General features: G+C 46.2%; 27 protein-coding genes and 1 tRNA gene. 12 read left to right on the forward strand and 16 right to left on the reverse strand.

Features of this window, described 5'->3' with window-relative positions; all coding sequences use genetic code 11:
- Positions 1 to 81: 81 nt before the first annotated feature.
- The 3 genes from sppA (AACV78_RS27980) to AACV78_RS27990 form a co-directional block, all read right to left on the reverse strand.
- Complete coding sequence (gene sppA, locus AACV78_RS27980; protein ID WP_194010525.1) at positions 82 to 1,902, reverse strand: signal peptide peptidase SppA; 1,821 nt, start codon at positions 1,900 to 1,902, stop codon at positions 82 to 84.
- A gap of 495 nt (positions 1,903 to 2,397) precedes the next feature.
- Positions 2,398 to 3,453 carry a type 2 isopentenyl-diphosphate Delta-isomerase gene (gene fni, locus AACV78_RS27985; protein ID WP_194010526.1) on the reverse strand — a complete coding sequence of 352 codons (1,056 nt, stop codon included), beginning with the start codon at positions 3,451 to 3,453 and terminating at the stop codon, positions 2,398 to 2,400.
- A gap of 144 nt (positions 3,454 to 3,597) precedes the next feature.
- Complete coding sequence (locus AACV78_RS27990; RefSeq protein ID WP_194010527.1) at positions 3,598 to 4,281, reverse strand: SDR family oxidoreductase; 684 nt, start codon at positions 4,279 to 4,281, stop codon at positions 3,598 to 3,600.
- Between the two features lie 79 nt (positions 4,282 to 4,360).
- Here AACV78_RS27990 and AACV78_RS27995 point away from each other — a divergent pair, with 79 nt between their 5' ends.
- From AACV78_RS27995 to fghA, 3 genes are read left to right on the forward strand one after another with little or no spacing between them, the layout of a single operon-like run.
- Entirely contained in the window at positions 4,361 to 5,470 is a 1,110-nt protein-coding gene (locus tag AACV78_RS27995) for an S-(hydroxymethyl)glutathione dehydrogenase/class III alcohol dehydrogenase (RefSeq protein WP_194010528.1), read from the forward strand.
- A complete protein-coding gene (locus AACV78_RS28000) occupies positions 5,467 to 5,688 on the forward strand; it encodes a hypothetical protein (RefSeq protein ID WP_194010529.1) in 222 nt (73 codons plus the stop codon). The genes AACV78_RS27995 and AACV78_RS28000 overlap by 4 nt, the downstream gene beginning before the upstream one ends.
- 23 nt (positions 5,689 to 5,711) lie before the next feature.
- Complete coding sequence (gene fghA, locus AACV78_RS28005; protein ID WP_194010530.1) at positions 5,712 to 6,566, forward strand: S-formylglutathione hydrolase; 855 nt, start codon at positions 5,712 to 5,714, stop codon at positions 6,564 to 6,566.
- Between the two features lie 158 nt (positions 6,567 to 6,724).
- Here fghA and AACV78_RS28010 read toward each other — a convergent pair whose 3' ends face one another.
- Positions 6,725 to 7,639 (reverse strand): branched-chain amino acid transaminase, encoded by a 915-nt coding sequence (locus tag AACV78_RS28010; RefSeq protein WP_194010531.1) that lies wholly within the window; start codon positions 7,637 to 7,639, stop codon positions 6,725 to 6,727.
- Positions 7,640 to 8,103: 464 nt separating this feature from the next.
- On the opposite strand from AACV78_RS28010, the gene AACV78_RS28015 reads away from it, so the two are divergent.
- Positions 8,104 to 8,472, forward strand: coding sequence for a Lin0512 family protein (locus AACV78_RS28015; RefSeq protein ID WP_194010532.1), 369 nt, complete (start codon positions 8,104 to 8,106; stop codon positions 8,470 to 8,472).
- A 160-nt stretch (positions 8,473 to 8,632) separates the two neighbouring features.
- Here the strand turns inward: AACV78_RS28015 and AACV78_RS28020 are convergent, their stop codons facing one another.
- Positions 8,633 to 9,793 carry a hypothetical protein gene (locus tag AACV78_RS28020; RefSeq protein WP_228042512.1) on the reverse strand — a complete coding sequence of 387 codons (1,161 nt, stop codon included), beginning with the start codon at positions 9,791 to 9,793 and terminating at the stop codon, positions 8,633 to 8,635.
- 477 nt (positions 9,794 to 10,270) lie between these two features.
- Between AACV78_RS28020 and AACV78_RS28025 the strand changes: the two genes are divergently transcribed.
- From AACV78_RS28025 to AACV78_RS28035, 3 genes are all read left to right on the forward strand, one after another.
- The gene (locus AACV78_RS28025; RefSeq protein WP_194010533.1) at positions 10,271 to 10,411 is read left to right on the forward strand and encodes a hypothetical protein; all 141 of its coding nucleotides are present in this window, start codon (positions 10,271 to 10,273) and stop codon (positions 10,409 to 10,411) included.
- Positions 10,412 to 10,479: 68 nt separating this feature from the next.
- A complete protein-coding gene (locus AACV78_RS28030; RefSeq protein WP_194010534.1) occupies positions 10,480 to 10,962 on the forward strand; it encodes a YqhA family protein in 483 nt (160 codons plus the stop codon).
- A gap of 782 nt (positions 10,963 to 11,744) precedes the next feature.
- Positions 11,745 to 12,464, forward strand: a complete 720-nt coding sequence (locus AACV78_RS28035) for a class I SAM-dependent methyltransferase (RefSeq protein WP_194010535.1) — start codon at positions 11,745 to 11,747, stop codon at positions 12,462 to 12,464.
- Between the two features lie 139 nt (positions 12,465 to 12,603).
- On the opposite strand, the gene AACV78_RS28040 is transcribed toward AACV78_RS28035, so the two are convergent.
- The 4 genes from AACV78_RS28040 to AACV78_RS28055 form a co-directional block, all read right to left on the reverse strand.
- Entirely contained in the window at positions 12,604 to 13,704 is a 1,101-nt protein-coding gene (locus tag AACV78_RS28040; RefSeq protein ID WP_194010536.1) for an iron-containing redox enzyme family protein, read from the reverse strand.
- Between the two features lie 168 nt (positions 13,705 to 13,872).
- On the reverse strand, positions 13,873 to 14,430 hold the full coding sequence (locus tag AACV78_RS28045) for a rhodanese-like domain-containing protein (RefSeq protein ID WP_194010537.1): 558 nt from the start codon (positions 14,428 to 14,430) through the stop codon (positions 13,873 to 13,875).
- Complete coding sequence (locus tag AACV78_RS28050; protein WP_194010538.1) at positions 14,420 to 15,118, reverse strand: sterol desaturase family protein; 699 nt, start codon at positions 15,116 to 15,118, stop codon at positions 14,420 to 14,422. Before AACV78_RS28050 ends, AACV78_RS28045 begins: the two co-directional genes overlap by 11 nt.
- A gap of 83 nt (positions 15,119 to 15,201) precedes the next feature.
- Positions 15,202 to 15,792 (reverse strand): type IV pilin-like G/H family protein, encoded by a 591-nt coding sequence (locus tag AACV78_RS28055; protein ID WP_194010539.1) that lies wholly within the window; start codon positions 15,790 to 15,792, stop codon positions 15,202 to 15,204.
- Between the two features lie 302 nt (positions 15,793 to 16,094).
- On the opposite strand from AACV78_RS28055, the gene AACV78_RS28060 reads away from it, so the two are divergent.
- Together AACV78_RS28060 and AACV78_RS28065 are read left to right on the forward strand one after the other, a co-directional pair.
- Positions 16,095 to 16,655 (forward strand): Uma2 family endonuclease, encoded by a 561-nt coding sequence (locus AACV78_RS28060; RefSeq protein ID WP_194010540.1) that lies wholly within the window; start codon positions 16,095 to 16,097, stop codon positions 16,653 to 16,655.
- 470 nt (positions 16,656 to 17,125) lie between these two features.
- Positions 17,126 to 18,184 carry an NAD-binding protein gene (locus AACV78_RS28065; RefSeq protein ID WP_194010541.1) on the forward strand — a complete coding sequence of 353 codons (1,059 nt, stop codon included), beginning with the start codon at positions 17,126 to 17,128 and terminating at the stop codon, positions 18,182 to 18,184.
- Positions 18,185 to 18,361: 177 nt separating this feature from the next.
- On the opposite strand, the gene AACV78_RS28070 is transcribed toward AACV78_RS28065, so the two are convergent.
- From AACV78_RS28070 to AACV78_RS28080, 3 genes are all read right to left on the reverse strand, one after another.
- Positions 18,362 to 18,433: transfer RNA gene (locus AACV78_RS28070), tRNA-Thr, on the reverse strand.
- Between the two features lie 192 nt (positions 18,434 to 18,625).
- Entirely contained in the window at positions 18,626 to 20,413 is a 1,788-nt protein-coding gene (gene pyk, locus AACV78_RS28075) for a pyruvate kinase (RefSeq protein ID WP_194010542.1), read from the reverse strand.
- Positions 20,414 to 20,534: 121 nt separating this feature from the next.
- The gene (locus AACV78_RS28080; protein WP_194010543.1) at positions 20,535 to 20,708 is read right to left on the reverse strand and encodes a hypothetical protein; all 174 of its coding nucleotides are present in this window, start codon (positions 20,706 to 20,708) and stop codon (positions 20,535 to 20,537) included.
- 176 nt (positions 20,709 to 20,884) lie between these two features.
- Between AACV78_RS28080 and crtR the strand changes: the two genes are divergently transcribed.
- The gene (gene crtR, locus AACV78_RS28085) at positions 20,885 to 21,775 is read left to right on the forward strand and encodes a beta-carotene hydroxylase (RefSeq protein WP_194010554.1); all 891 of its coding nucleotides are present in this window, start codon (positions 20,885 to 20,887) and stop codon (positions 21,773 to 21,775) included.
- 190 nt (positions 21,776 to 21,965) lie between these two features.
- Here crtR and aroH read toward each other — a convergent pair whose 3' ends face one another.
- Complete coding sequence (gene aroH / locus AACV78_RS28090) at positions 21,966 to 22,373, reverse strand: chorismate mutase (protein WP_228042513.1); 408 nt, start codon at positions 22,371 to 22,373, stop codon at positions 21,966 to 21,968.
- A 239-nt stretch (positions 22,374 to 22,612) separates the two neighbouring features.
- Complete coding sequence (gene sppA / locus AACV78_RS28095) at positions 22,613 to 23,431, reverse strand: signal peptide peptidase SppA (RefSeq protein ID WP_194010544.1); 819 nt, start codon at positions 23,429 to 23,431, stop codon at positions 22,613 to 22,615.
- Between the two features lie 46 nt (positions 23,432 to 23,477).
- Here sppA (AACV78_RS28095) and AACV78_RS28100 point away from each other — a divergent pair, with 46 nt between their 5' ends.
- Together AACV78_RS28100 and AACV78_RS28105 are read left to right on the forward strand one after the other, a co-directional pair.
- Positions 23,478 to 23,717 (forward strand): hypothetical protein, encoded by a 240-nt coding sequence (locus AACV78_RS28100; RefSeq protein WP_194010545.1) that lies wholly within the window; start codon positions 23,478 to 23,480, stop codon positions 23,715 to 23,717.
- A 352-nt stretch (positions 23,718 to 24,069) separates the two neighbouring features.
- On the forward strand, positions 24,070 to 25,140 hold the full coding sequence (locus AACV78_RS28105) for a DMT family transporter (protein ID WP_194010546.1): 1,071 nt from the start codon (positions 24,070 to 24,072) through the stop codon (positions 25,138 to 25,140).
- 185 nt (positions 25,141 to 25,325) lie between these two features.
- On the opposite strand, the gene AACV78_RS28110 is transcribed toward AACV78_RS28105, so the two are convergent.
- The gene (locus AACV78_RS28110) at positions 25,326 to 25,613 is read right to left on the reverse strand and encodes a hypothetical protein (RefSeq protein ID WP_194010547.1); all 288 of its coding nucleotides are present in this window, start codon (positions 25,611 to 25,613) and stop codon (positions 25,326 to 25,328) included.
- Positions 25,614 to 25,663: 50 nt separating this feature from the next.
- Complete coding sequence (locus AACV78_RS28115) at positions 25,664 to 26,335, reverse strand: phage tail protein (protein ID WP_194010548.1); 672 nt, start codon at positions 26,333 to 26,335, stop codon at positions 25,664 to 25,666.
- Between the last annotated feature and the right edge of the window lies 1 nt (position 26,336).

Consider the following 26,336-nt stretch of genomic DNA (forward strand, 5'->3'; position numbering starts at 1 on the left):
ACATATCTACCCCCCCCAACCCCCCCTTATAAAGGGGGGGAGTCAAACTGTCGGTAGTAGCATAACTTTATGAAATTGGTATTAATCAATCCGTAAATTGAAAGGCAAGCGAACGTAAACGCCTTGCGGGTCGTTCATGGACTTGACAACAGCTAATTCATCCTGCATTTTCTTAACTTCAGCAGTCAGCGGGTCGAGTTGGGTGGCGGGTTCCAAAACATGAACGCCTGAAAGTCTTTCCAAAATTCGCTCCTCCAAAGTGCGATTTTTTGGATATTCTTCTAACTGCCAGTTTTCACCTAGTTTAGCTTGCTCCGCCGCAGCTTTGATAGCGTCTTCTAAACCGCCAATTTCATCGACTAAACCCAACTGTTTCGCGGCGGTACCAGACCAAACTCTGCCTTGAGCAATTTCTTGCACCTTGTTTTTTGGTAGTTTGCGGGAGTCGGCGACTTTGGTGATAAATCGATCGTAAATGCGATCGACTACTCTCTGAATATTCGCCAATTCTTGAGGAGTTTTCGGGCGGGAAATCGTTTTACTATCGGCAAAGCGGGCGGTTTTCACCACGTCCCAAGTCACGCCGTTGTTAGCAGCCAACTTTTCGACGTTAAATAGCATTCCAAACACGCCGATGGAACCCGTAATCGTACTCGCTTCGGCAAAAATTTTGTTGGAACCCATCGAAATCCAATAGCCACCGGAAGCTGCTAAATTGCCCATCGACACGATAACTGGCTTTTTTTTGCCCGTCAGCGCGACTTCGCGCCCGATGACTTCCGCTGCAGTCGCGCTGCCTCCGGGACTGTTAACGCGCAAAACTACTGCTTTTACGTCGTCATTTTCTCGGATTTTCCGCAATTCTCTAGCAATGCGATCGCCCCCTACTTGAGTCGGGCCGCCGTCCCCATCGACAATCTCACCCTCAGCGTAAAGCACAGCAATCTGGTTTTTCTTGTCAGCGCGAGTAGAGTTTTTACTCTCAGCAACTCTCGCGTAGTTTTTCAAGCTAATTTGCTTAAAAGATTTGTCTTCGCGATCGGTTCCTGTAAGTTTTTTGAGTTCCGTCGTAATTTCGTCAAAGTATACAACTTTATCAACTAACTTGCTTTTGAGAGCTTCGTCAGCCATCAAAGTTCCGCCATTATCTGCCACCGCTTGCAGTTGCGGCACAGTCAATTTGCGGCTGGGGCCGATAGTTTTTAGGTATTCTCCCCAAATATCTCCGAGCAGTTTTTGAGTTTGCTGGCGATTTTCGGGACTCATTTGTTTGAGCAAAAACGGTTCCACGGCTGACTTGTATTTGCCGACGCGAGTCACTTGCACTCCCACGCCGTATTTTTCCAAAGCACCAGTCCAGAACATTGCCTGACTGCTAAAACCGTTGATTTCTAAAGAACCGTAGGGATTGATAGCAATTGTGTTGGCGACTGAACCGAGGTAATAATCTCGCTCGTTCCAGTCCATTTCGTAAGCAATAATGGGTTTTTTGGCATCTCGGAAACGCTGTAAGGCCGATCGAACTTCTTTGAGATTAGCAAACCCGCTGCTGCTGGAATCCGAACTGCCTTCGAGATAAATACCCACGATTTTGGGGTCTTTTTTCGCAGATTCGATCGCGTCTAAAACAGTCCGCAGCGTCACTGCATCGCCGGAATCGTCCGAAAGCACTCCTTGAATCGCCGCACTCGTGCTGCGGTTCGGTTTGCTATCAGTGATATTTAAAGAAAGGTCTAATACCATTACAGACTTATCTTTAACTTGCGGGCCTGAATCTTTTGAGGACGATGCCGCAACAGCAATTAGCAGTACCAGCCCTCCCAATCCGACGCCACCCAGCAGCAACAATCCTAGGAAGGTTCCCAGCAAACTTGCACAAGTATATTTGAGGAAATCTTTCATTTAGGTAATCGATAATTGGGAATTAGGCATTGTTAGCTGTTGACTGTTGACTGTTAACTGTTGACTGTTAACAATGTCAACTAACAACTGCCAACTGCCAACTGCCAACTGACATCCTTCTATCTTAGCCTTTCCAAAACCGCTTCTAAAAACCTATGTAAATCTTTTCTTGAAGAACAAGATGTCACAGAAGCCCAAGTCCACGGTGTAACTTCCTCAAGGTAAAAAGTAGTGCATTACTGCTTGCTTATCGCTTGGCGGTTGCCCAGTTTTCAGCATGGCCACAATTCCTTAGTTAAAGTTTACGACCTTGAGGGGGTAAATTATTTAGTTGTAGTGGGATGATTAATTTGTGTTAGGTGTTTTACGGCTTTCACCCCGTCTAAGCCTTAACAACCCGCATTAATCCAGCGTTATCAAATCATACATTAATTTTGCCTCATCGGTGTCAAAAGCCGAAATACTAAGAATTAGATATTCTAATCCTTGGTAAACCTAGATATTCCGGCTACTGAATAAAACCCCAGAATGCTTTAACTCGTCGAGGTTAGCGCAGCCGGTACAAAACATCGTTGTGGCAATCTCTGCAATCAAAACCTCAGCTAGGAGGGCTGTGGCTGATTCCGATTCCGCTGCGGCTTGCAGAAAGGGCCGCGCCAGTCCCGCCACATCCGCGCCGAGGGCGATCGCCTTCGCTGCATCCAAGCCGTTTTGCAAGCCTCCAGAGGCAATCAGGGGAACATCCGGGGCGGCAGCGCGGGTGCTGACAACGCACTCGGCTGTCGGGATTCCCCAGTCAGCAAAGGTGGCACCCAATCGGCGCTGCTTGCTATCTTTAGCTCGCTCTCCTTCTATTTTCGCCCAAGAAGTGCCTCCGGCTCCGGCAATGTCGATCGCGCTTACTCCGGCGGCGAGCAATTTCTCTGCCATCTTTCCTGAAATACCGTTGCCAACTTCTTTAGCAATTACGGGTACTGGTAATTTTTCGCACAATTTAGCAATTTTATCTAGCAGTCCTTTAAAGTTAGTATCGCCTTCGGTTTGAACGCATTCTTGCAGCGGATTTAGGTGTAAAATAAGAGCATCTGCTTCGAGAATGTCGATAATTTTTTGGCATTCTTCTAAACCGTAATTGTAGTTTAATTGCACCGCTCCGATGTTAGCAAATAGCAGAATATCAGGAGCGCGGCGGCGCACTGCAAATGTGGGAGCTAGTTGAGGGTTTTCGACAGCGCATCGCTGGGAACCGACTCCCATTGCTAGTTTGTATTCTTGAGCGACATCGGCGAGGCGGTAGTTGATTGTCTGGGCTAGTTCTGTGCCGCCTGTCATGGAGGATATTAGCAGGGGTACGGCTAGTTTTTTGCCGAGGAATGTGGATGTTAAATCGATTTGGGCGCGATCGAGTTCTGGCAAACAGCAGTGAGCAAAACGGTAGTTTTCTAGTCCGCTGGTTGTTTCGCGAAATTGTACGTCTTCTTCGAGGCAGATCCGCAGATGATCTGCTTTGCGGGTTTCGGTTTGCGAGGGCGAGGTTAGCGGCAAGTTCACAGTGGCTGTTTGGGGAAAGAGTTTTGAGTTGGGAATATAGTAATTTTATTTCATTTTTGAGGTTTTTTTTTACCGCAGAGAGCGCAGAGGGCGCAGAGGAGTAGAAATGAGAGATGTTTGCAAATTATGTTTTCTGTTGCTTTGTTATCCAGGAACGGTCATCGGTACGCCGTTATCTGAAGGTTTTAATTTCAGCAGCAAAGGCACTGCTTTTTGCACCCACGCTTTGATTGAGGTGTAATTTACCGCATCTTCGCCGAAACAAATGTCTAGCATATCGGTGTGAATTATGCCGGGATTTAAAGGAATTGCTGCCATACCTCGCGGGAGTTCTTGGGCGAGCGATCGTGTAAGTCCTTCGATCGCCCATTTGGAAGCGCAATAGGGCGCGACTTCCGGCGAAGTTGACCTTCCCCAACCGGAACTAAAGTTGACAATTATGCCGCTTTTTTTCGCAATCATTGCCGGGACAAAGTGGCGAATCACATTAGCAGTACCTTTAATATTAACATCAATTAGCTGAGAAAATTCTTCGCTGCCGATATTCCAAAGAGGCGCGGGATGGTTGACTAAAGCTGCATTGTTGATGAGCAAATCTGGAGCCTGATTATTTGCCAGTATTTCTGTAGCCCAAGCTTTGACTCGATCGTCGCTGGCGACATCCAAACAAGTAAAATAATGGGGTTTACTATATTTTTGGTTGAGTTTTTTCACCGCTTCCGAAGAACGGGCGCATCCCACAACTGTGTGTCCCAATTCAATAAATTTTTCGGTCAGGGCAAGACCGAGACCGCGACTGACTCCGGTAATTACAATTAATTTCGTCATAGATTTGCTGAAGTTTGGCAGAAAGTAATACAATACATATTGACTGGAAAATTGACAAATCGATCGCAGGGAATAAACCATGAAAGTAAAAGCAGCAGTTGCTCGCAGTGCCGGCCAACCTTTGACTGTTGAGACGGTGGATCTGGATGGGCCGCGGGCCGGAGAGGTGCTGGTGGAAATTAAAGCGACTGGTGTTTGTCACACAGACGCTTACACTCTTTCCGGGGCCGATCCCGAAGGTTTATTTCCTGCTATCTTAGGCCACGAGGGAGCCGGGATTGTGGCAGATGTTGGGCCGGGAGTGACAAGTGTCAAAAAGGGCGATCGGGTAATTCCACTTTACACTCCCGAATGTCGCAACTGCGAATATTGTTTGAGCTACAAAACGAATCTCTGTCAAGCAATTCGCCTGACTCAAGGGCGGGGAGTGATGCCCGACGGCACGAGTAGATTTTCCATAGACGGTGAAAAAATTCACCATTACATGGGAACTTCTACCTTTGCAAATTATACAGTATTGCCAGAAATTGCGGTAGCAAAAATTCGGGATGACGCTCCTTTTGATAAAGTTTGTTTGATCGGCTGCGGCGTAACCACGGGCATCGGCGCTGTCATCAATACCGCGAAAGTAGAACCAGGTTCTAATGTGGTAGTTTTCGGTTTGGGCGGCGTGGGTTTAAACGTAATTCAAGCCGCTCGCATGGTTGGAGCTAACATGATTGTCGGCGTAGATTTGAATCCCGACAAGCGAGAAATGGCAGAAAAATTCGGCATGACTCACTTTGTTAATCCCTCGGAAGTGGGAGGCGATTTAGTTGCTTATTTGGTAGATTTAACAAAAGGCGGAGCTGATTACAGTTTTGAATGTATCGGCAACATTAATGTGATGCGCCAAGCTTTAGAATGCTGTCACAAAGGTTGGGGCGTGAGCGTAATTATTGGGGTAGCGGGAGCAGGTCAAGAAATTAGCACCCGCCCGTTTCAGCTAGTAACTGGTAGGGTTTGGAAAGGCTCGGCTTTTGGCGGGGCGAAGGGCAGAACAGATGTTCCTAAAATTGTTGATTGGTACATGGATGGTAAAATTGACATTGACAGCTTGATAACTAAAGTAATGCCGATCGAGCAAATTAACAAAGCCTTTGATTTAATGCAAAAAGGCGAAGTAATTCGCACAGTCTTAACATTTTGAAGAAAGAAGGAAGAAGGAAGAAGGAAGAGGGAAGAAGGAAGAGGGAAAAAGGAAGAGGGAAGAAGTCATTAGTCCTCAGTCATGTTTTGCTGTCGCCTCCGAGCTTTGGGTCCAACGTCATCAGGAAGAAGGAAGAAGGGAAAAGCGGCACCGCAAACAACTTCTCTCATCTCTCTTCCTCTGCGCCCTCTGCGCCCTCTGCGGTTAAAAAAATCTAATTCCAAAATGAAATAGAATTAACATGATCTCTCACACCCTAAAACTGCACAAAGAATATCAAAGCTTTGGCGGCAAACTCGGCTTTTACAGCCATCAATCCTCAACCTGCAACAGCGAAATGAAATTCACTGTTTACCAACCGCCCCAAGCCCAACATCAACCCGTACCAATTCTCTATTTCCTATCAGGTTTAACCTGCACCGAAGAAAATTTTATGGCAAAAGCGGGGGCGCAACAATTTGCGGCAAAATACGGGTTAATGCTAGTTGCGCCAGACACTAGCCCGCGCAATACTGGGATTCCTGGCGAAGACGACAGTTGGGATTTGGGAAGCGGCGCGGGTTTTTATATTGATGCGACAGTTGCGCCTTGGAATTCTCACTATCGAATGTACAGTTATGTGGTTGATGAATTGCCGAATTTAATCGCCGAAAACTTTCCAGCGATACCGGAAAAACAGGGAATTTTCGGTCATTCGATGGGCGGACACGGGGCTTTAATTTGTGCGCTAAAAAATGGCGGTCGCTATCTTTCAGTTTCCGCTTTTGCGCCTATTTGCGCGCCCGTGCGCTGCCCTTGGGGACAAAAAGCTTTTGCAAACTACCTCGGTGGTGACAAAGAGATTTGGAGCGCTTGGGATGCTAGCGAATTGGTTGCGGAAGCGCAGTACAACCGTCCAATTCTGATTGACTGCGGCACTGCTGATTCGTTTTTGGCTGACGGGCAGTTGTTGCCGGAAGTGTTCGCGGAGGCTTGTGCGAAAGTCGGACAACCGCTAACTTTAAGGATGCAGGAAGGTTACGATCATAGCTATTATTTTATAGCGAGTTTTATGGAGGATCACATTCGCCATCACGCGGCTGTTTTGTGCGGGTAAAACTTGAAAAATAAACCCTGAAGTAGGGTGCGTCAGTTACCAAGATTTTTGCGAACAACCCAGTATTTCAAAACTGACGCACTCCTCGAATAAATGGTGCGTCAGAATTCGACTTTTGGCGATGATTGAGAATTACTACACTGACGCACCCTACAATGTTAATTTAGATCGATCGCAAATACCCAGTCTTTGTATTGGCTGTCGCGATTTTCGATAATCCCGGTGAGTTTGTCCAAAATCTTTTCGGTGATGGGTCGGTTTTGAGGCAATTGATAGTTTTCTATTCGGTTGATTGGGGTAATTTTGGCGGCGGTTCCGCAGAGGAAAATCTCGTCTGCAATCAACAGTTCTGATTTATCAACTGGTCTTTCTATGACTTCTATTCCTAAGTCTCTAGCAATAGTTATAACGCTGTCTCTGGTAATTCCTTCGAGGATATCTTGATCGAAACCTGGTGTCACTAATTTACCGTTTCGGGCGACAAATATGTTCATTCCTGAAGCTTCGCTGACTTTTCCTTGGGTGTTCATCATAATCGCTTCGTCGAAGCCGGATTCGACTGCTTCTGTTTTGGCTAAGGCGGAGGTGATGTAAGCGCCGCTAATTTTGCCTCTCAAGGGTAAGCTGCGGTCTTCTTGGCGGTACCAAGAGCTAATTCTACAGTTGACTCCTGCTTTGGGCAAGTAGTCGGAAAGTTCTAATCCGTAGACAAAGAAATCTGTTTCTACGTTGTGCAGTCGGGGGGCAATTCCTAAGCTGGATGTGTAGACGAAAGGGCGGATATAAAATGATTTTGTGGGCTGGTTTTTCTGGACAAAATCAATGATTATTTGTTGAATTTTGTCGGCGGGTAAATCGCAGTGGAGGAAGCTAGCACTTTGACTTAATCTTTCACAATGGCGGTTTAATCTAAATAGGAGGATGCGATCGGGATTTTGGGGGTCTGGAATTCCTCGCAACCCGCCTAAAACTCCGGTTCCGTAGTGCAGGGCGTGGGTGGCTATGGAAATGTTGGCGTCGCTAAATGGGAGAAATTGGTTTTGAAAGTAGGCAATTGGTAGAAAACTATCCATGATTTAAGCTGGAGATGAGTTTGGCTTTCCGCGAGGAGTCGTGAATTGGGTTATACTACCATAAGTTATACCAATTTCATAAAGTAGTGCTAGATATTACCCCCCCCCAACCCCCCTTCGTAAGGGGGGGCTAAGACTTCATCAGCACATCTTTAGAAAAATGGTATTAGACGATTTTAGATACTTCGGCTTCGCTGTACAAGTTTTAGATTCTTCGACTTCGGCTTTGCTGTACAAGTTTGAGATTTTGGATTGAGAATAATTGATGACTATTGGGCTTTGATGCTTGCATACTGTTGCATTATTTGTTGAAACTGGGATGATTGTTTTGTGGTTTTATCGATCGATAAAATAATATAAATAGCGGTCAGGTTGGGAGATAATTGTATTGTTTTGAGAAAGAGTGCGATCCTCTTTGGGGGCTTCGCTAACGACTGCAAGCAAATATCAACGAAGGGGTAACTGTGGCACGTAAATGTTTCATCATTGAAATGGGGATGGGTATTGACCAGCACGGACAGGAACCGACTGTAGCGGCGGCTAGGGCTGTACGGAATGCGATCGCCAATAATGCTCTGTTAGGTGTCTGGGAAGTGGCGGGTTTGACTGACCCAAATCAGATGATTGTGGAGGTTAAGGTGGCTGTTCCTTACCCGGAACAAGTGCGACCCGATGAGGTGTTGGCGGTGCTGCCTTTTGGTAGCAAAACTCTGATTGTGGAGCAAGGAGGCATGGTGGTGGCGGGAAGGGCGATCGCCTCTCTGAATGATAAAAATGATGAAATGTTAATCGCTGTGGCGGCTGTGACTGTTTTTGTGGACACTCAGGACTAATTTTGTGTGGTTTGAATAAATCAGCCATGAAGTGCGATCGCCCGTGAGAAAATTACGATCGATTTAGGCAAAGTGGTAGGGTGCGTCAGAGATTTGGCCTCAAACACAAGAGAAAAGGCGAGGTTCTGACGCACCCTACAAAATTCAGTGTTACTCCGAGTTACTCCGATCGGGTGAAAGTGCGATCGGACGCTGTACGGTCTTTCCGAAGCAAGTTGAGCAAACCGAACACGCCGAACACGCCCAGCCAACCGAAGTTATTGGGGCGATCGCGCCGAGCACTCAAAACTCCAGAATTCGCCCCAGCCGGCGTCACTGTCGTAACGTCTGTCCTAACGTCTGTGGAGCTTCCGGTAGTACCAGTAGTGCCTGTCGTACCAGCCGGCATTGGTGTCGTACCTGTTGTACCTGTTGTACCTGTTGTGCCTGTCGTACCAGTCGTACCCGTGCCAGCAGTACCTGTTGTACCAGTGGTATCGGTTGTACCAGCAGTACCAGTTGTACCAGTGGTATCGGTTGTACCAGTTGTACCCGTAGTGCCAGTCGTATCGGTTGTACCAGCAGTGCCAGCAGTACCAGCAGTACCAGTTGTACCAGTTGTACCAGTCGTATTGGTTTTACCAGTTGTACCAGGAGTGCCTGTCGTACCCGTGCCAGCACTACCAGGAGTGCCTGTCGTACCCGTGCCAGCACTACCAGGAGTGCCTGTCGTACCAGTCGTATCGGTAGTGCCAGCAGTACCAGTTCTGCCTGTCGTACCAGCAGTACCAGTTCTGCCTGTCGTACCAGCAGTACCAGTCGTACCAGCAGTACCAGTGGTATCGGTTGTGCCTGTCGTACCAGTGGTATCGGTTGTACCTGTTGTGCCTGTCGTACCAGGAGTACCAGCATTACCAGGAGTACCAGTGGTACCTGTTGTGCCTGTTGTGCCTGTTGTGCCTGTTGTGCCTGTCGTACCTGTTGTGCCTGTCGTACCAGTCGTACCAGTGGTATCGGTTGTACCTGTTGTGCCTGTCGTACCAGTGGTATCGGTTGTACCTGTTGTGCCTGTCGTACCAGTGGTATCGGTTGTACCTGTTGTGCCTGTCGTACCAGTGGTATCGGTTGTACCTGTTGTGCCTGTCGTACCAGCGCCTGTGCCAGTTGCATCCGTACCCGTGCGAGTGCCTGTACCGTTGGTGCCAGTGCCTGTACTGCTAGTGCCAGTGCCTGCAGTACCTCCCGACTGGGCAGAGGCAGGCACTGTTAAGGAAACCGTTGCTAAACCTACACTACAAGCCCCTGCTAAAATAACTTTCAACAACAATTTAGAAGATTTCATGATTATGCTTGCTTTTGCATTATAGAGTCCTGCGATCGGGTTTTGATGCCAAAACAGCAGGTTTAAATTGACAGCGTAACTTACAACTTTTATAAGATTCACTGCGGGACAATCAAGGTAAGGAATCCCGTTGATTGCGGTTACTTTGATTGATTTTCCGTGGAAGATTGCACCAAAATGTCCACACTTTATAAGGTATTACCACTCTGGCAAATTCGCCATTCATCTTTAGGAATATTTCGGAAAAGGGCGTTTATTTCAAGTGGATGATATTTGCTTTTGGGGTTTACGAGCTCCATCAAAACCTAGGGATGGGGCATATAAACCCGGTTTCTCTGATTTTGAGGCTTAGTGTTGCGTTCGCTTAACTCCCTCAGATGAGTTAGTTGAATATTTTTTTAGCGCTACTGTTTCTGAAGCTGCTGCTGGCATTTTTGTCCCTCGCAGCCTACGGATCAAACTTTCCCAGCAAACTCAATGATCTCAAAAAGCTCTCAGGCGATCGCCCGCTGGTTGCCGAATTCGCCCGTAACCTTTCAACGGCAAGGTTTTGATGGGGCTTGGGGCGGTGCTGCAGCACAATTGCTTGCTGGTCAGTGCGATCGGGCAAAACCCTGATATAGTAAAGCCAAAGGTATGCCAGAGAGCGGTTCTTCTCTCATAAATTTCCCCAGCGGATATCAACTATGCTGCATCGAATTCTTGCCAAAAGTCGCTATCTAATGATAATTGCTGTACTCGGTTCTTTTATAGCCTCTGTGACACTTTTGATCTACGGTGCCCTGGAAACGATCGCTACCATCGGCTACATTATCACTACAGGGCCGATTTCCAGCGAAAACTCTAAAACACTGATTCTGTCCTTTGTCGAAGTTGTAGACTTGTTTCTGCTAGCCACAGTATTTTACATTACGGCACTCGGACTTTACGAACTGTTTATTGACGATCGCATCAAAGTACCAGACTGGCTAGAAATTCACACCATAGACGACCTCAAAACCAAACTCACCAGCGTGATCGTAGTCGTATTAAGCGTATTATATCTCGGCCAGGTAGTTAGGTGGAACGGCGCGGATAACATCCTTCCCTTGGGAGCAAGTATCGCTTTAATAATCGCTTCACTGACATATTTTCTGAATTCGCAGGTGAAAAAGTCCAAGTCAGATTAAGGCCTGTTTGAGCAGGGAAACGACCCAAATTTTGCTGATTGAGCAACGGTAACAAAATGGGACTCTCGGCTCACAATGAATTTTCTATAAAACCTGTTAATCACTATAGCAATTCTCGCAGGATTTGTAGGAATGCTCGTTACCAGTTCGAGGGAAAGCAGGGCCCACAGGCGAGGAAGAGCCAATCTAATTCTGTGCTGAGCTCTTCCTCGCGGACAGGGTTTTTTTTCGAGCGAACTGGGAACCACTTATTTAAATTGAGGAACCGATTGCTATATAATTGCCATCTATCAATAGGATGAATATTATTCATTTTACGTCCGCTCGGAAGTAATAACTTGACAATCGCATTAAGTCAAACAGAAAGAGATTTTTCATTCTTAGATTTGAGCTTGAAGGATTGAGGGATTGAGAACTAGAGCGCTCAATCCCTCATTTTTGGCTGAAAATGCTATAGATTTTCCATTTTTTGAGTAGAAATTTTAAATGGGGGAATCGAAGGAAAGATGAGGGAGAGATATATTCCAATACGGTTCACTTAACATATTTAGGCCCCGGAGATCCCCCTAAATCCCCCTTAAGAAGGGGGACGCAAGAGGGGATTCTTGTTCCCCCCTTTTTAAGGGGGGTTAGGGGGGATCGTCTTAAGTAAACCGTATTGAGATATATTCCTCATATTTTCCTCTAACTGCTATAAAAATTGATTAAATAGCTCTTGGGACAGATGGCTGCACTATTACTCATTCGATATTTTAAAAAGAGTAAACTTTGTTACAGAATTTATGCTCACTTCATCCAATCCTCTGAAACAAGTATTCCACTGCCCGGAAGAATCGAATTTTTACTCGCACTGCTTGGAAAGTTTAGTGTTAAATGCCAGCGACAATTCTAGACTTATCGTAGAGTTTGGTTCAGGAGAGGGTAGTCCAGTTATTAAGTCTTTGCTGAGAACAGATTTTAACGGGACAATACAAGGATTTGAGCTAAATAATGTAGCGTGGAAAATTGCTCAATCTCAAATTAAGCAATATCAGCTCAGCGAAAAATATACGGTCAATAATTGTTCTTTTTTTGATTCGCTTTTATATCAGTCGGCAGATTGTGTCATCTCAAATCCGCCTTATTTGCCTGCGGTGGATGACAAGATTTATCAGCCACTGTTGCACGGCGGGAGTGATGGTTCGACAATTGCTAAGAAACTTTTATCTTTGGACTGCGAGCGAGTTTTGTTGATGGTTTCTAGCTATTCTAATCCTGTGGGTTTGATAGATTATGCCTTGGATCGAGGCTACTCGGTGGCGAATTTTGAGGTTGCACCTTTAACTTTTGGCTATTACAGTTCGGAACCCAAGGTGAAAAGCGCGATCGCCAATCTCCGAAAACAGGGAATGGCTTTTTATTCGGACAATATCTATCTGCTGGCTGGAGTTTTGTTTCAGAAGCAGCAAAAGTCGCGCAGAGATTTGTCGATCGAACTAATTCAGTTAATGACAGCGTTTTAAGATCGAGCCTTGGTATGGTGCGTCATATCAAATCCGTTGGCATCGGAATTAATATTACCAGAAATCAGGACACGGCAATGCCGTTTCCCTACAATTAATCGGGGTAGGGACACGGCATTGCCGTGTCCTCGATCATTCCTTAATTCCCTTCTGCCGCTTGGATCGATCGCACCACAGCAGCAGCAGCCCGATCGCCGATCGACTTCTCCTGATCGTAGCCTAACACCAACTCCCACGCCTCCTGCGGGTATCTGTCAACCAGTGGAATTGCCACCTCATCAAGCATCCAGCGCCCGTGACGCTCATCTTCGCGGATGTGCAGTTCCCAATAGCCCATCGCAGCCTGCGAGAGGCCCAGACGCTGGGCGGCGGCTAGATAATTGCGGTAAGCCACGGGCCCCGCCACTTCAAAATATGTCAGTCCGCCGTTGTAGCGCAGAAAATGGCGCTTGCGTTCCGTCAGCAGGAAATTGTGATTGATGCTGGCGAGCACTTGCCAAGGCACCAAATCGAAATACGCCTCCGGTTCCGTGCTCATGCCGAATTCTGCCAGCATTTGGGCAAAATAGGTCGAGTGTTTGCGGGCTAAGCGACCGCCACCGTATTCTTCGATCAGCACCCGCGTCAGGGTTGACTGAATTTCGTTGCCGGCACCGCCGATGATGCGAGAAACGCGGCTGGCTTCCACTAAACCGTCGAAGGAGGCGATCGCCAGCAAGTGCTTGTATCCCTCTTCAGTCATCTGTTCTCGCAGGTAGCGATCGATCTCAGTGAGCTCTGGATCGACATCGGCGGCGGCGCGATCGCGCAGGGCTTGCTTGACATCCTCGATGTTTTGCAGCGCTGCAACGTCGATTTGGGCGATTTCCCACTGCTGCCAAGATGCTTCGATGCGATCGCGCACTGAACGCAAATAGTGCGATCGCTCGTTGTTGTAGCGGCGCAAATCGTCGTACCAAAACAAGTTGAGGCGGTTGATGCGGTAGAGCACGCGCTGCAAGAAGCGGTGAGTGGCCTCGTCGGCGGAATCTTCCTGATAGGCCGATCCCAGGGCAAAGGCGATCGCGCTTTCAAAATCGCTGACGAGTAAAGGTTTTGCCGCCACCGTCTTGTCTAAATCATCAACAAGCAGCAAATTGACAAATTGGCGATCGGCTGCTTCGTAATTTGGCAGCGCGGGTGGCTTTTTGGGAAGACTCGGCGACTCAGAAGAAGAAAGTATCTCTAGGGTGTTTTGCATGGAATCAAATTATGCTAACTCAGATTATTGTGCTGCCTGCCAAAACAGCCAACCTTTACAGATTGCCGAATATTCTGGCTACTTATTTTCAAGATAGCTAATCATTCAGCCGGCTACACCTTTCTATTGATAGATATTTTTGACTTCCCCTTGTTCTGGGCTCTTCCTTTAACTAACTAACCCATTACTCCTGAGAGTCTCTTTCTGCGATCGAGTAATTGGGGCTAATATTTCAGCGTCTTTTTTAGCAGGTATAGCTTGCCGCCATGCTGCGATACCGCCTGAGAGGAAAGCCAAATTCAACCCAGTTTTTTGCAATTTTTGGTATGCTTTAACTGAGCGCGCTCCCCGCGCACAATAAAGTACAACAGTTGGCTCAGGTTGATTAAAATTGACACTGGATCGAGCCATAGCTTGCACTTGCTTGACACCGAATCCAGCTTCAATGTCAGTTATCGGAACCAGCGGACTTTCACCGATACGATCTTCCGCGTATTCTTCGGGCGATCGCACGTCAATCAAAATCACAGGTTTCAACTTACCCTGCTGCAATTCTGAAACAGTTACTTTTTTGGCATTCAAACTTACGATAAAAGTAGGAATATCCATGTGATTAATTAAAGCAATTGCACTCAGAGAACTAACACCAACTAAGCTAATAGCCATAATTACAAACAAAGGGCTAAGAAATTGAACAATACCTTGTTTTGATTTGTCATTTAGCATTTTTTGCTTTTCCAATAAACGGATAAATCGTTTGTTCCAGATAGCCAGCAGGTAGGGTAGTAGAAATACCATATTTTTGGGGTAGTTCCCCTGCTGGCATATAGATAGTTCCAAATATGAAATCTAACAGCGGAAACTGAGCGGCAAAGTTTTTATTGTTGATTTTAGGAATTTTACTGTGATGCCAGTGATGAAATTCAGGGGTTGCTACAAACCATTTTAGCAAACCAAACTTGATATTAATATTAGCATGAATCAGAAAGGCGATCGCCGCAGAATAAAGAGCATAAACTACCAAAATTTCCTTGGTAAATCCCAACCAGTAAAAAGGTATAATTTTACAAACTTTAGTAAATACTTGATCGCAGGGATGCACCCGCACTGCTGCTAACCAGTCCATCTGTTCAATGCTGTGATGGACTGCATGAAATTGCCAAAGCCAGGGTACTTCATGCAGCAGTCTGTGAGCGATATAATATGCCAGATCGGAAACGATAACTGTTTCTACAAACTGCAACCAGACAGGCTGAGAGGCTACTTTGCTTTGCAGTTCTGGGTTGATTAAAGTAGTCATCAGCGAGAATATGAAAGTCACAACAATATCGCCTGCTGTGCCAATAAAGTGACCTGTAAAAAAATAGGTGGTATCGGTTGCCCAGCCGAGACGGAATATCTTTTGCTTGTGCAAGAAAAAGATTTTTTCTAGGGAATAAAGATGAAAGCTAAGATGATGAATTCTTTGACAATTTCTGGCATATTTGTGGTCGCGATTTACTTATTTACTTCTACTGTCCCATCACCGCAAGCTAATTTACCGTTAATATTTATTGTCTCAGCAGGTGGAGTTATACTATCAACTTTGGCGATACATAATATAGTTAGTATCGTATTTGTATCGGCAGTTTTTTTAGCAGTTACAAGAGGAGTGGATACTAAAAAAATAGCTCCGACAACGCTCTTGGTCTCCTTTTGTACCCTGCGGGATACGCCGTAACTAAATGCAGCTTTTTTGCCAGCAATTACTGAATAATTGTAGTTGGTAGTTTGAGATTTAATGCCAATACCAAGGGCATCAAGGGAAGTTGCAAAAACACCTTGTTCGGCAAAATAAGCTTGTTGAGCGCGGTTCATTGATCTCACATATTGTTTAGCTTCTGCCTGCTTCGCTTTATTGCCACAAGAGAGCAGATTCGGCAACGCGATCGCACCAAGTATTATGCTGCCCACAGGAAAATAAATAAAAGTGATTTTCAGTAAAGTTCCTACCCATGATTTACTTTTTTTGTCAGGGAGAATCTTTTTTTCTGAAGATTCCGCTTTTTTATCGAGTGCATCGAGATGAGGATTTTTATTAAGCTGCATGATTCTTCTTCAAATGTGTTAGCCGATTAGTTGTCCAGCGAGTAATGATTGGAGGAGAGGCGCGACGATATTCAGGTTTCAGGTAAATGCCTCATTGAGGTTAAACTGAATATATCAGTGAGTGCGGCGGGGTATGCAAACTTCGCATATTGTGCCTTGCTTCTACTGTATCTCTATTAAATCATCAGGCTATTTGAGAACTAGACTGAATTATCATCAACTTCTCATCGACTTTAGACATCACTGGCATTTAATAGGGCGTGTGACTATAATCGAAGAAATAATTAGAGGAACGGTAAGTTATGGCACTGCAGTTGCTAAAAAGACTTTTCACCGTAGAAGAATACCATCTGATGGGTGAAGCTGGGATTTTTTGTGAGGGCGATCGCGTAGAATTGATAGCAGGAGAACTTGTGCAAATGGCAGCTATTGGAACTCGTCACGCAGATTGCGTGAATCGCATTACCCGACTCTTTTGCCGGCTTCCAGAAGAAAGGGCGATTGTGACGGTACAAAACCCGATTCAAGTCAGCCAGCGAACCGAACCGCAACCCGATCTAGTATTGCTGCAACCTCGCGCCGATTACTATTCAACGGCCCATCCAGTCCCATCCGAAGTTTTACTGTTAATAGAAGTAGCTGACACTTCAATAGATTATGACAGAGACGTGAAACTTCCTATTTACGCCCGATCGCAAATTCAGGAAGTATGGATTGTCAATTTACAGGAAAACTGCTTGGAGGTTTACCGCCAGCCGACTGTTAACGGTAACACTTTAATGCTGAGATTTTGGCGGGGCGATCGAGTTTCGCCGCTGGCATTTCCAGAATTTGTAGTTAGTGTTGATTTGGCGATCGGCTAAATAGGCATTATTTGCATTCTAGCCGATCGCCAAAATACTCCTAATACAACCGACATCTCGCACTACCATAATTGCCGATCGCAATTTCCAGCAATCGCCACATCTGCGACAGAGTTAAAACCCGATATTTACCCACATTTTTAATTTATTATTTACCAAATAACCAGCCTTCGGTTCAAACCCACGGCGAGCCATCTCACATCCCATAAAAAAAGCTCAAAAAAACAAAAAATTAGTCGGTTTTAACAGACTCAAGCTATTAGTCAGAGAATTTATTCCCTGGCGCAATCGTTGCCGGTGTGAGGATTTTAGCAAATGTGAGTAATGACAATGGTTAAAACTCTGTCAGTCAATCGAGTTAAAAGTGAAGATTTGAGAGAGAAAAATTACTCAAGTAAACCTGATTTTTATGTAAGTATTGATATGCTTTAATCTGGTAGTAGCTAATAAGTAATAGGTCAGGGCGATCGGTGTATTCAAATCTAGAGCAAAAGTATCAGCATCTGGAAAAAGAGTTAACGGGCGGCGCGATCGCCCTTGGTGGCGTTTTATGCACGGGTACTCTCTGGTATTGGCAGGTGGAAAAATGGTCTTTGCTGGATGCAGCTTATATGACTGTATTTACTTTAGCAACTGTCGGCTACGGCGAAATTCACCCCCTCGGTAGCCGCGGGCGAATGTTTACCATGTGCCTGATTTTGATGGGTGTCATGGTGATTGGTTTCATCGTTAACCGCTTTACAGAAGCGCTAATTCAAGGCTATTTTCAAGAAGGAGCAAGAATTAGGCAGCAGCGGCGTTTGGTAGATTCTTTGATCGGACATTATATTCTCTGCGGTTTTGGGCGCACTGGGCGGCAGATTGCCTTGGAATTTGAGGCAGAAAAAATCCCTTTTGTGGTGGTAGATTCGGCGATACAGTCGATTGAGGCTGCCTTGGCGCTGGGGTACAAGGGGGTGCAGGGAGATGCGACACTCGATGAAATTTTGCTGAATGTGGGGATCGATCGCGCAATTTGTATCGTAGCAGCTTTGCCGTCGGATGCCGAGAATTTATACACTGTGCTGTCGGCAAAAACTCTGAATCCGAAGGTACGGGCGATCGCCCGCGCCACGACAGAAGAAGCCGTAAAGAAGTTGCAGCGGGGCGGCGCCGATGTGGTTGTATCCCCCTACATTACGGGGGGAAAACGCATGGCTGCGGCGGCTTTGCGCCCTCAAGTTATGGATTTTTTAGACGGGGTTTTGACGGGAGCCGAAAATTCTTTTTACATGGAAGAATTTCTGGTAAATCCGAATAGTTGTGTCTACGTCGGAGAAACTTTGAGAAATGCCAAATTGCGATCGCAATCCGGGGCCCTAGTTTTAGCGGTGCGGCGGGCTGGCGGGACTTTGATTGTGGGGCCAACTGGAGAAACTGTGATCGAAGGAGGAGATATGCTGATTTGTTTGGGCACTGCTGAACAATTGCGCGCCCTGAATCAAATCCTCAGCCCTCTGAGTTCTCGTGTCCCTCGCCCTCCAAAGTAAATTTAATTAATCAGGATTTTAGTCCTCACTACAAACCTAATTAACCTTTCGATAGTTCGGAATGCAAGTCCTTTCTTCTCTCTTCGTTAATTAATCAATTAGGACTAAAGTCCTCACTACAAACCTAATTAATAGTTAAATTTATTGCTTTGATTTGGCAAAAATCCTCAAATCCAAAGCCGATGGTGGGATTTGAACCCACGACCGTTCGATTACGAATCGAATACTCTACCCCTGAGCTACATCGGCAAGACGATTATGAATAATATCACAAATTCAGGAAAAAATCAATGATTTGTAGAATTTAATTAAAAATTCCACAACTCATAACTTGAGGACGCTGGCTATAAAAACCCGGTTTCTACCCAAATTTTCGATGATCGATCGACATTAAAGCAGAAACCGGGTTTTTGACCCTGCAGGCGAACAAAACTAAACTTGTTAAACGACCAGTTCCCCGTCATTTGAGCCTGCTCTTGCGCCGGAATAAACCAAACCCCGCTGCATATCCAGCGTCAGCATAGTGCCGTCTCGAATTATCCGCATCGCATTCTCCACACCCACCATCACCGGCACGCCCAAACGCAAACCGATAATCGCAGCGTGAGAAGTCAAACTTTCCTCCTCCGTCACCACACCTGCTGCTTTGCGAATCATCTCCACAAAATCGGCGCTGGTGCGCTCCACTACCAAAATGTCTCCAGCGCGGAAATTCGACACATCCGTAGCAGTGCGAGCCACCCTGGCCATCCCGCTTACCGAGCCCAAACCGACGCCGGTGCCTCTGCCTAAAACTGCTGTCACTACTTCAACTTTGATCAAATCCGTTGAGCCAGCAACCCCCTGCAGAGTACCGGCGGTCATCACCACTAAATCTCCGTCGGACAATAATTCTTTTTCTTGGGCGACAGTTATCGCAGATTGAAATGTCTGGCCTGTGGAGGGTAAATCTAGCACCAACAGGGGTTTGACTCCCCAGACTAATTGCAGTTGTCGGGCTACGTCTACGTGGGGAGTAACTGCCAAAATTGGAGTTTTCGGTCGGAATTTGGACACATTGCGGGCTGTAGAGCCGGTTTTGGTCAGTGTCATAATCGCCGCGGCGTTTAGCTGTTCGGAGATTTGGCTGACTGCTTGGCTGATGCCGTTGGGGATCGATCGACCGACATCTTCTACATTTCTAATATTGCGCTTAATTTCTTCCCTCTCGATGCGGACGGCAATTCTCGCCATCGTCGCCACTGCTTCGACCGGAAAATTGCCGACAGCGGTTTCGTTGGAGAGCATTACCGCATCAGTTCCGTCGAGAATCGCGTTAGCCACGTCGGAAATCTCGGCGCGGGTAGGACGGGGATTGTTGACCATGCTGTCGAGCATCTGGGTCGCGGTAATCACCGGAATGCCCATGCGGTTGGAAGTCGCAATCAGTCGCTTTTGCAAAATCGGCACGTCTTCGGCGGGAAGTTCTACTCCCAAATCGCCCCGGGCGACCATCACGCCGTTGCAAAGGGCGAGAATTTCTTCCATTTGTTCGATCGCCTCGTGCTTTTCGATCTTAGCAATCACCGGTACTTGCTTGCCCGCACTAGCAATCAGTTCTTTAATTTCCAGCATATCCTGGGGATTCCGCACGAAGCTCAAAGCTACCCAATCGACACCTTGGTCGAGGCCGAACATTAAATCTTTGCGGTCTTTGTCAGTCAGGGCTTTGATTGACAGGTAAACTCCCGGAAAATTTACGCCTTTGTTGTTGGAAAGCGGCCCGCCAACGACGACGCGGCAGAACAGTTCTCCCCCGCCGCGGTCTACTTTTTCGACGCGCATTTCTACTTTCCCGTCGTCGAGCAGAATCGTGGCTCCCTCTGGGACTTCCGAAGCTAGGGTTTCGTAGGTGACGGAAGAAATGAGCTCTGTGCCGACAACCGGGCGGCTGGTCAAAATGAAGGAATCGCCGTTTTTGACAACTATAGAGCCTGTTTCAAAGCGCCCTAAACGAATTTTCGGGCCTTGGAGGTCTTGGAGGATGGCGACCGGCTGGTTGAGTTCAAAGGAAGTTTGCCGGATTAAGCGAATGCTGCGCTGGTGGTCTTCTTCTGTTCCGTGGGAAAAGTTGAGTCGCAAAGTTGTAGCACCAGCTTCTATGAGGTTGCGCAGCACTTGTGGGTTGGATGTGGCAGGGCCAATGGTGGCGACAATTTTAGTTCGGCGTAGGGCTTTTGGCAATTGCATCAGCGGTGTTCTGGGGAGGCGGGTGGAAAGACAGTCGGTCGATTTGAGATTCTTCGACTTGGGCCTACAAGTTTTAGATTTGAGATTTAGTCTACAACAGATGAATCTGGGAGCTGAACTCTTAGTCTAAAATTTGGGGCTGCTGGCGAGTTTTGTGGGAAACTTGTATCCGTTTTTGGGCGGGGTCAAGATGCCTATAATACAAAAACTCTACCATTGTGGCGATCGAATTTGCGATCGGGCGAAATTTTAAATATCCCGTCTCGAAAAGTTGGTCAGCTTGCGGGTAAAACAATTTTAATTTGGGATTGGAGATTTGGGATTGTCCCGCGCACCTAAGAGTTTGAGTCCAGAGACATCTCTAAACTTAGTGGGCGATACATTAGATTCAGTTTTTTTACCAAACTTTACTATAGGGAGACTTGTATCTTATACTACGCAAGGGTGAAATATTAAGGAGTGTTAACAAAGATGTCGGAGGCAGGACGGCCGCTGACAGTGCCGAAAGAGTTTCTGAGTCCTCCCGGTGACTTGAATCCGACGCTGCTGTTGTTTGTGAGTGCATTAGCGACGATCGCGATTTCCTTTGTGGGTTACTGGTACGGGGAATGGCCGGATTGGTGTTGTTTTTTGCTGAACGTGCTGGCGTTGCACATGGCTGGAACGGTGATTCACGATGCGTCTCACAATGCGGCGCACCGCGATCGCACAATTAACGCTATTTTGGGACACGGTAGCGCGCTGATGTTGGGCTTTGCTTTCCCGGTATTTACGCGGGTACATATGCAGCATCACGCCCACGTTAATGACCCAGAAAACGATCCAGACCATTATGTTTCTACTGGCGGGCCTTTGTGGTTAATTGCTGCGAGGTTTTTTTACCACGAGATTTTCTTCTTTAAGCGCAAACTGTGGCGGAAATACGAACTTTGGGAATGGTTTTTTAGCCGTTTGTTTGTAATTGGAGTGGTTTGTATCTCCATTCAATACGACCATTTAGGTTACGTGCTGAATTTTTGGTTTTCTCCTGCTTTGGTGGTGGGCTTAGCCTTGGGGTTATTTTTTGATTATTTGCCGCACCGTCCGTTTCACGAGCGCGATCGCTGGAAAAATGCCAGAGTATATCCGAGTCCAATTCTGAATATCTTAATTTTGGGGCAAAATTATCACCTCATCCATCATTTGTGGCCTTCAATTCCTTGGTACAATTACAAGCCGGCTTACGAGGCTGTAAAGCCGCTGTTGGATGAGAAGGGTTCTCCTCAAAGTTTGGGAATATTGGAAGGGAAAAAGGACTTTTGGAGTTTTATATATGACATCTTTTTAGGGATTAGGCTGCATCACAAGAAAGCCACTGATTGATAAAAACCCGGTTTCTTCGAGAAGCCGGTTTTTTTTGGTAATTTATTAGTAAATCAAACGGATCTCCCGACATTTTGGCGATCGGTTAATCTAATGTCTGGTAATGGGTAATAGGTTCCGAATCGATCGCAAATTACCAATTACCCCGCAGCCCAATATACATTTTTCCCCAAATGTCCGAAAGAGCCGTCTACTTTTCCCCAGCCACCGCCACCGCCAAATTCCAATCGGGGCGCAAATTTTGAGCTCCGCGCAAATAAGGATGATAAATTTCGGTATGTGCCGGCCAATTGATGTGAATTAAAAAGCGGATGCAGCGTTCCAAAGAACCCTTAACGTGCATTTGCTGCACATCCAACAAAGGAACATTGCACCAGCGGGGACGTTCGCGGGCGATCGCAGCCGGAAAGATAGCATCCAAATCGCGGGTGACAGAAAACGTAGCACTAATCATTAATTCCGGATCTAAATTATTTCTTGTTTCTAATTCATCTAAAAGTTCTCTCACCGCTTCTCGAATTGCTTCCACCGAATTCTCGCTGGCAGTTGTTGCCCCGCGAATCGCCCGCACTTGCCATTCCACGCAAATATTCTCCATTTTTTTGTCAGTTGTCAGTTGTCAGTTGTCAGTTGTCAGTTGTCAGTTGTCAGTTATCAGTTGCTAGTTGTCAGTTGTTAGTTGTTAGTTCTTAGTTGTTAGTTCTTAGTTGTTAGTTGCAATTACCAACTGCCAAGTGACTACTGCCAATTGCCAATTACCAACTGCCAATTACCAACTGCCAATTACCAACTGACTACTGCCAATTACCAACTGACTACTGCCAACTGACTATTAAATCACGGGCGATACAGCCACAGCGGTAAACCGCTAGTAGAAAGCTCGAATTCCAGCAAGTTTTTGTAAGCTGAAAGCCCGGATGTATCCAGACTACTCCCCAAGACCCGATTTAGGAAAGGTTTAGCTTTTTCTAGGGTGCAGCACTCGGTTTTTTCGGGGTCGAGACCTGCGAGTTCGGCTGTCCAGCGGCGAGCGTCCTCTTCGGTTCCGAGCCGATCGACCACACCCAATTCTAAGGCTTGCTGACCGCTAAAAATGCGACCGTCGGCAAAGGTTTTGACTTTTTCAACTGGTAGAGAACGGGCTGCGGCGACGGTTTCGACGAATTGCTGGTAGGTGGTGTCGATCAAGTCTTGCAGAATTTCCTGTTCAGCATCGGTCAATTGTCGATCAAATGCCAAGATATCTTTATACGGCCCCGATTTAATCACCTCAAAAGAAACGCCGACTTTTTCTAGCAGCTTTTCTATATTGTTGCCGCGGATAATCACGCCAATGCTGCCGGTAATTGTACCGGGATTGGCAACGATATGGTGAGCTCCCATGCCGATATAGACTCCGCCAGAAGCTGAAATATTGCCGAAGCTGGCGACTATTTTGATTTTTTCTTGCAAACGCTTGAGCGCGCTGTAAATTTCCTGGGAATCGCCGACTGTCCCCCCAGGGCTGTCTATCCGCAGCAGCAGGGCGGGAAATTTGCGCTCTTCAACGGTTTTGAGCGCTTCTAGAACTCGTTTGCGGGTTTCTCCGGCGATGGCTCCGGTGACTTCGATACGGGCGATTTGTTTGCGGTAGCGGGGCTTGAATGGCCAAATCATGGGCAGTTTACAGGCAATGTAGGAAATTTTGTAGCTAACTTCTAGTGTGACTCATCTGAAGGAAGAAGGAAGAGGGAAGAAGGAAGAAGGAAGAGGGAAGAGGGAAGAGGGAAGAGGGAAGAGGGAAGAGGGAAGAAGGAAGAGGGAAGAAGGAAGAGGGAAGAAGGAAGAGGGAAGAAGGAAGAGGGAAGAAGGAAGAAGGAAGAAGGAAGAAGGAAGAGGGAAGAAGGAAGAAGGAAGAAGGAAGAAGGAAGAAGGAAGAGGGAAGAAGGCTACTCATCGCTGAAGAAACCGGGTTTTTTGCAGAGATTCAGGGTTTGAGGGAAATATCTGGGTGCAAAAACCCGGTTTCTGGCTACTCATCGCTGAAGAAACCGGGTTTTTTGCAGAAATTCAGGGTTTGAGGGAAATATCTGGGTGCAAAAACCCGGTTTCTGGCTACTCATCGGAGAGTGAAGAAACCGGGTTTTTTGCAGAGATTCAGGGTTTGAGGGAAATATCTGGGTGCAAAAACCCGGTTTCTGGCCGATCAGTCGATCGCACTTAACCCACCTTCGATATATAATTGTAAAAATTGCTTAACAAATCTACATTATTTTTCTGAGAGCCACTCTCATCAATTATTTGGAGCCCCCGCCATGCAGCTAAAACTTACCGATTCTAAACTGCCCTTTGCGCCGCTGTTGCTAATCGCGCCGTTTTTCCTGTGGGGAACCGCGATGGTAGCGATGAAAGGAGTCATGCCGCACACGACACCGCTGTTTGTGGCATTTGTGCGTTTAGTACCTGCAGGCGTGTTAGTGCTCTTGGCGGCGGCGCTGATGGGAAAGGCACAGCCTGCGGGTTGGAAAGCTTGGCTGTGGATTTCGCTGTTTGCTTTAGTTGACGGTACTTTGTTTCAAGGCTTTTTAGCCGAAGGTTTGGCGAAAACCGGTGCGGGTTTGGGCTCTGTGATGATTGATTCTCAACCGCTAGCTGTGGCGATTTTGTGTTTGTGGCTGTTTCAAGAAAAAATTGGATTTTGGGGCTGGTTGGGACTAGCAATCGGCGTAGTTGGGATTAGTTTAATTGGTTTGCCTGATGGCTGGATTTTGGGGCTGTTTCATCCTGAAAGCGCGCAGGTTTCTGGGGGTATGGAACAGTTCTTTGAGGGTGGGGAATGGTTGATGCTGTTGGCGGCTTTGTCGATGGCTGTGGGTACGGTTTTGGTGCGCTGGGTTTGTCGCTATGTTGACCCGGTGGTGGCGACGGGCTGGCACATGATTTTGGGCGGTTTGCCGCTGTTAGCACTTTCGGCTGCAACTGAGTCTGAACAGTTTGTGAATATCGATTTTTCGGGCTGGATGGCGCTAGGTTATTCTACCGTGTTCGGAAGTGCGATCGCCTACGGTCTATTCTTTTATTTTGCTTCTAGCGGCAGTTTGACGAGTTTAAGTTCTCTGACGTTTCTTACCCCAATTTTTGCTTTGCTGTTCGGCAATTTGTTCTTGGGCGAGGTGTTGAATTCGCTGCAATCGATGGGAGTAGGGCTGACCTTGGTAAGTATTTATTTGATCAACCAGCGGGATACTTTGGCGGAAAAATTGGGGAAAGGGCGGCACGGTGAAGCTAATTCTGAGGAGAAAGTGCAGTTATTAGAGTCGTCTGAGTTGAAGAAAGTTGAATTTCCCGTGAAATTACGAGCTACAGAATTGGAGTCAGAAGTTTAGAGATTTGGGAAATTTATAGCCGTTTTCAGGTAGGGAAACGGCACTGCCGTGTCCTGTATTTCAGAGAAATTTATAGCCGTTTTCAGGTAGGGAAATGGCACTGCCGTGTCCTGTATTTCAGAAAATTGAAAACTGCTATGGGGATAATTCGTTAAGTCTTGAATCATTGGTGTTTATGAGGACTTTCACAAGTTATGTTTCTCCTTCAAAGCTTCCCATCTAGCTTCGTCTGCATCGAAGTCAGGCGGGACAGGCTGAGTATTCTCAAACAAAGCTTGAAATGCTTTCACCTTCGTTTTAAACTTCGTCTGAGGTGTCTCAGGTATCGCACTTTTCGACTCGCTAGCCAGTTTAACAGCATCAGCCACCGGCCAAACGATGATTTCCACATCTCCGGGCGGCATATCCAGGGATTCCAAAACTACTAAATTCCCAGCCTCATCTATTTTACCTTTAAGTTTGTATACTTGCATACTAATCTCCTAATTTTTGTCTCTATTATACGACATAAAAATCTGGATAGTTACCAGTCATCCTCTTCAAAAATTTGAATATTTCTACCTTGAATCTCTTCTATAAAACTTTTTAAACTAGGATTATCTTCGTAATGCTTCATCAAAACTGTATGCTTGACATATTGTTTGGAAATCTCTCGATAATAATCAGGATTTTTAGCGTCAATTGTAAAATCATGTTTCTTGGAAAGTGCCTGATTTAACGTATCGAGACAGTTTTTGGATTTAGCTTTTTTCTTCTTATCTGTATAATACAGTGGGAGCAACCAACACTCAAGAGAATGTACAGAGATTGCAAAGACTATCTTTTGTTGATTTTGGCTGTAAAAATCCTCACCTATCGCGCATCTAAATTTCTCAATAACTTTTGCAATCAACTGCTGAGGAGTAAACTCACCATTTTCATCTTGGTGGGCGATATGATAATCTTCTGCAACATCAGTATCTATTTGAATAATGATATAGTCAATAAATTGAAATGATTCTCTAAAATCTTTTGACTTGCAATAATCAAAAACTAGAGTCCAACCGCCGTACTGAGATTGATTCTGATTGTCTTTATCTCTTTCTGGTTGAAGTGGTTTGACATCTAAATCCGAACTATTGAAATATCCCGCTAAAATATTCTCAATCACAATCTGATCGGTAAGTCCCTCTGTAATTAATCCAAAACTAATCATC

It is taken from the genome of Tychonema sp. LEGE 07196, assembly GCF_963890365.1.
In the GTDB taxonomy this organism is placed as follows: Bacteria; Cyanobacteriota; Cyanobacteriia; order Cyanobacteriales; family Microcoleaceae; genus Microcoleus.

Excerpts from the sequence above, each read along its gene's own strand:
- sppA (WP_194010525.1), bottom strand. The coding sequence starts at position 1,902 with ATGAAAGATTTCCTCAAATATACTTGTGCAAGTTTGCTGGGAACCTTC.
- AACV78_RS27990 (WP_194010527.1), bottom strand. The coding sequence starts at position 4,281 with ATGACGAAATTAATTGTAATTACCGGAGTCAGTCGCGGTCTCGGTCTT.
- AACV78_RS27995 (WP_194010528.1), top strand. The coding sequence starts at position 4,361 with ATGAAAGTAAAAGCAGCAGTTGCTCGCAGTGCCGGCCAACCTTTGACT.
- fghA (WP_194010530.1), top strand. The coding sequence starts at position 5,712 with ATGATCTCTCACACCCTAAAACTGCACAAAGAATATCAAAGCTTTGGC.
- AACV78_RS28010 (WP_194010531.1), bottom strand. The coding sequence starts at position 7,639 with ATGGATAGTTTTCTACCAATTGCCTACTTTCAAAACCAATTTCTCCCA.
- AACV78_RS28020 (WP_228042512.1), bottom strand. The coding sequence starts at position 9,793 with ATGAAATCTTCTAAATTGTTGTTGAAAGTTATTTTAGCAGGGGCTTGT.
- AACV78_RS28025 (WP_194010533.1), top strand. The coding sequence starts at position 10,271 with ATGATCTCAAAAAGCTCTCAGGCGATCGCCCGCTGGTTGCCGAATTCG.
- AACV78_RS28030 (WP_194010534.1), top strand. The coding sequence starts at position 10,480 with ATGCTGCATCGAATTCTTGCCAAAAGTCGCTATCTAATGATAATTGCT.
- AACV78_RS28035 (WP_194010535.1), top strand. The coding sequence starts at position 11,745 with ATGCTCACTTCATCCAATCCTCTGAAACAAGTATTCCACTGCCCGGAA.
- AACV78_RS28040 (WP_194010536.1), bottom strand. The coding sequence starts at position 13,704 with ATGCAAAACACCCTAGAGATACTTTCTTCTTCTGAGTCGCCGAGTCTT.
- AACV78_RS28045 (WP_194010537.1), bottom strand. The coding sequence starts at position 14,430 with ATGCTAAATGACAAATCAAAACAAGGTATTGTTCAATTTCTTAGCCCT.
- AACV78_RS28055 (WP_194010539.1), bottom strand. The coding sequence starts at position 15,792 with ATGCAGCTTAATAAAAATCCTCATCTCGATGCACTCGATAAAAAAGCG.
- AACV78_RS28060 (WP_194010540.1), top strand. The coding sequence starts at position 16,095 with ATGGCACTGCAGTTGCTAAAAAGACTTTTCACCGTAGAAGAATACCAT.
- pyk (WP_194010542.1), bottom strand. The coding sequence starts at position 20,413 with ATGCAATTGCCAAAAGCCCTACGCCGAACTAAAATTGTCGCCACCATT.
- crtR (WP_194010554.1), top strand. The coding sequence starts at position 20,885 with ATGTCGGAGGCAGGACGGCCGCTGACAGTGCCGAAAGAGTTTCTGAGT.
- aroH (WP_228042513.1), bottom strand. The coding sequence starts at position 22,373 with ATGGAGAATATTTGCGTGGAATGGCAAGTGCGGGCGATTCGCGGGGCA.
- sppA (WP_194010544.1), bottom strand. The coding sequence starts at position 23,431 with ATGATTTGGCCATTCAAGCCCCGCTACCGCAAACAAATCGCCCGTATC.
- AACV78_RS28105 (WP_194010546.1), top strand. The coding sequence starts at position 24,070 with ATGCAGCTAAAACTTACCGATTCTAAACTGCCCTTTGCGCCGCTGTTG.
- AACV78_RS28110 (WP_194010547.1), bottom strand. The coding sequence starts at position 25,613 with ATGCAAGTATACAAACTTAAAGGTAAAATAGATGAGGCTGGGAATTTA.
- AACV78_RS28115 (WP_194010548.1), bottom strand. The coding sequence starts at position 26,335 with ATGATTAGTTTTGGATTAATTACAGAGGGACTTACCGATCAGATTGTG.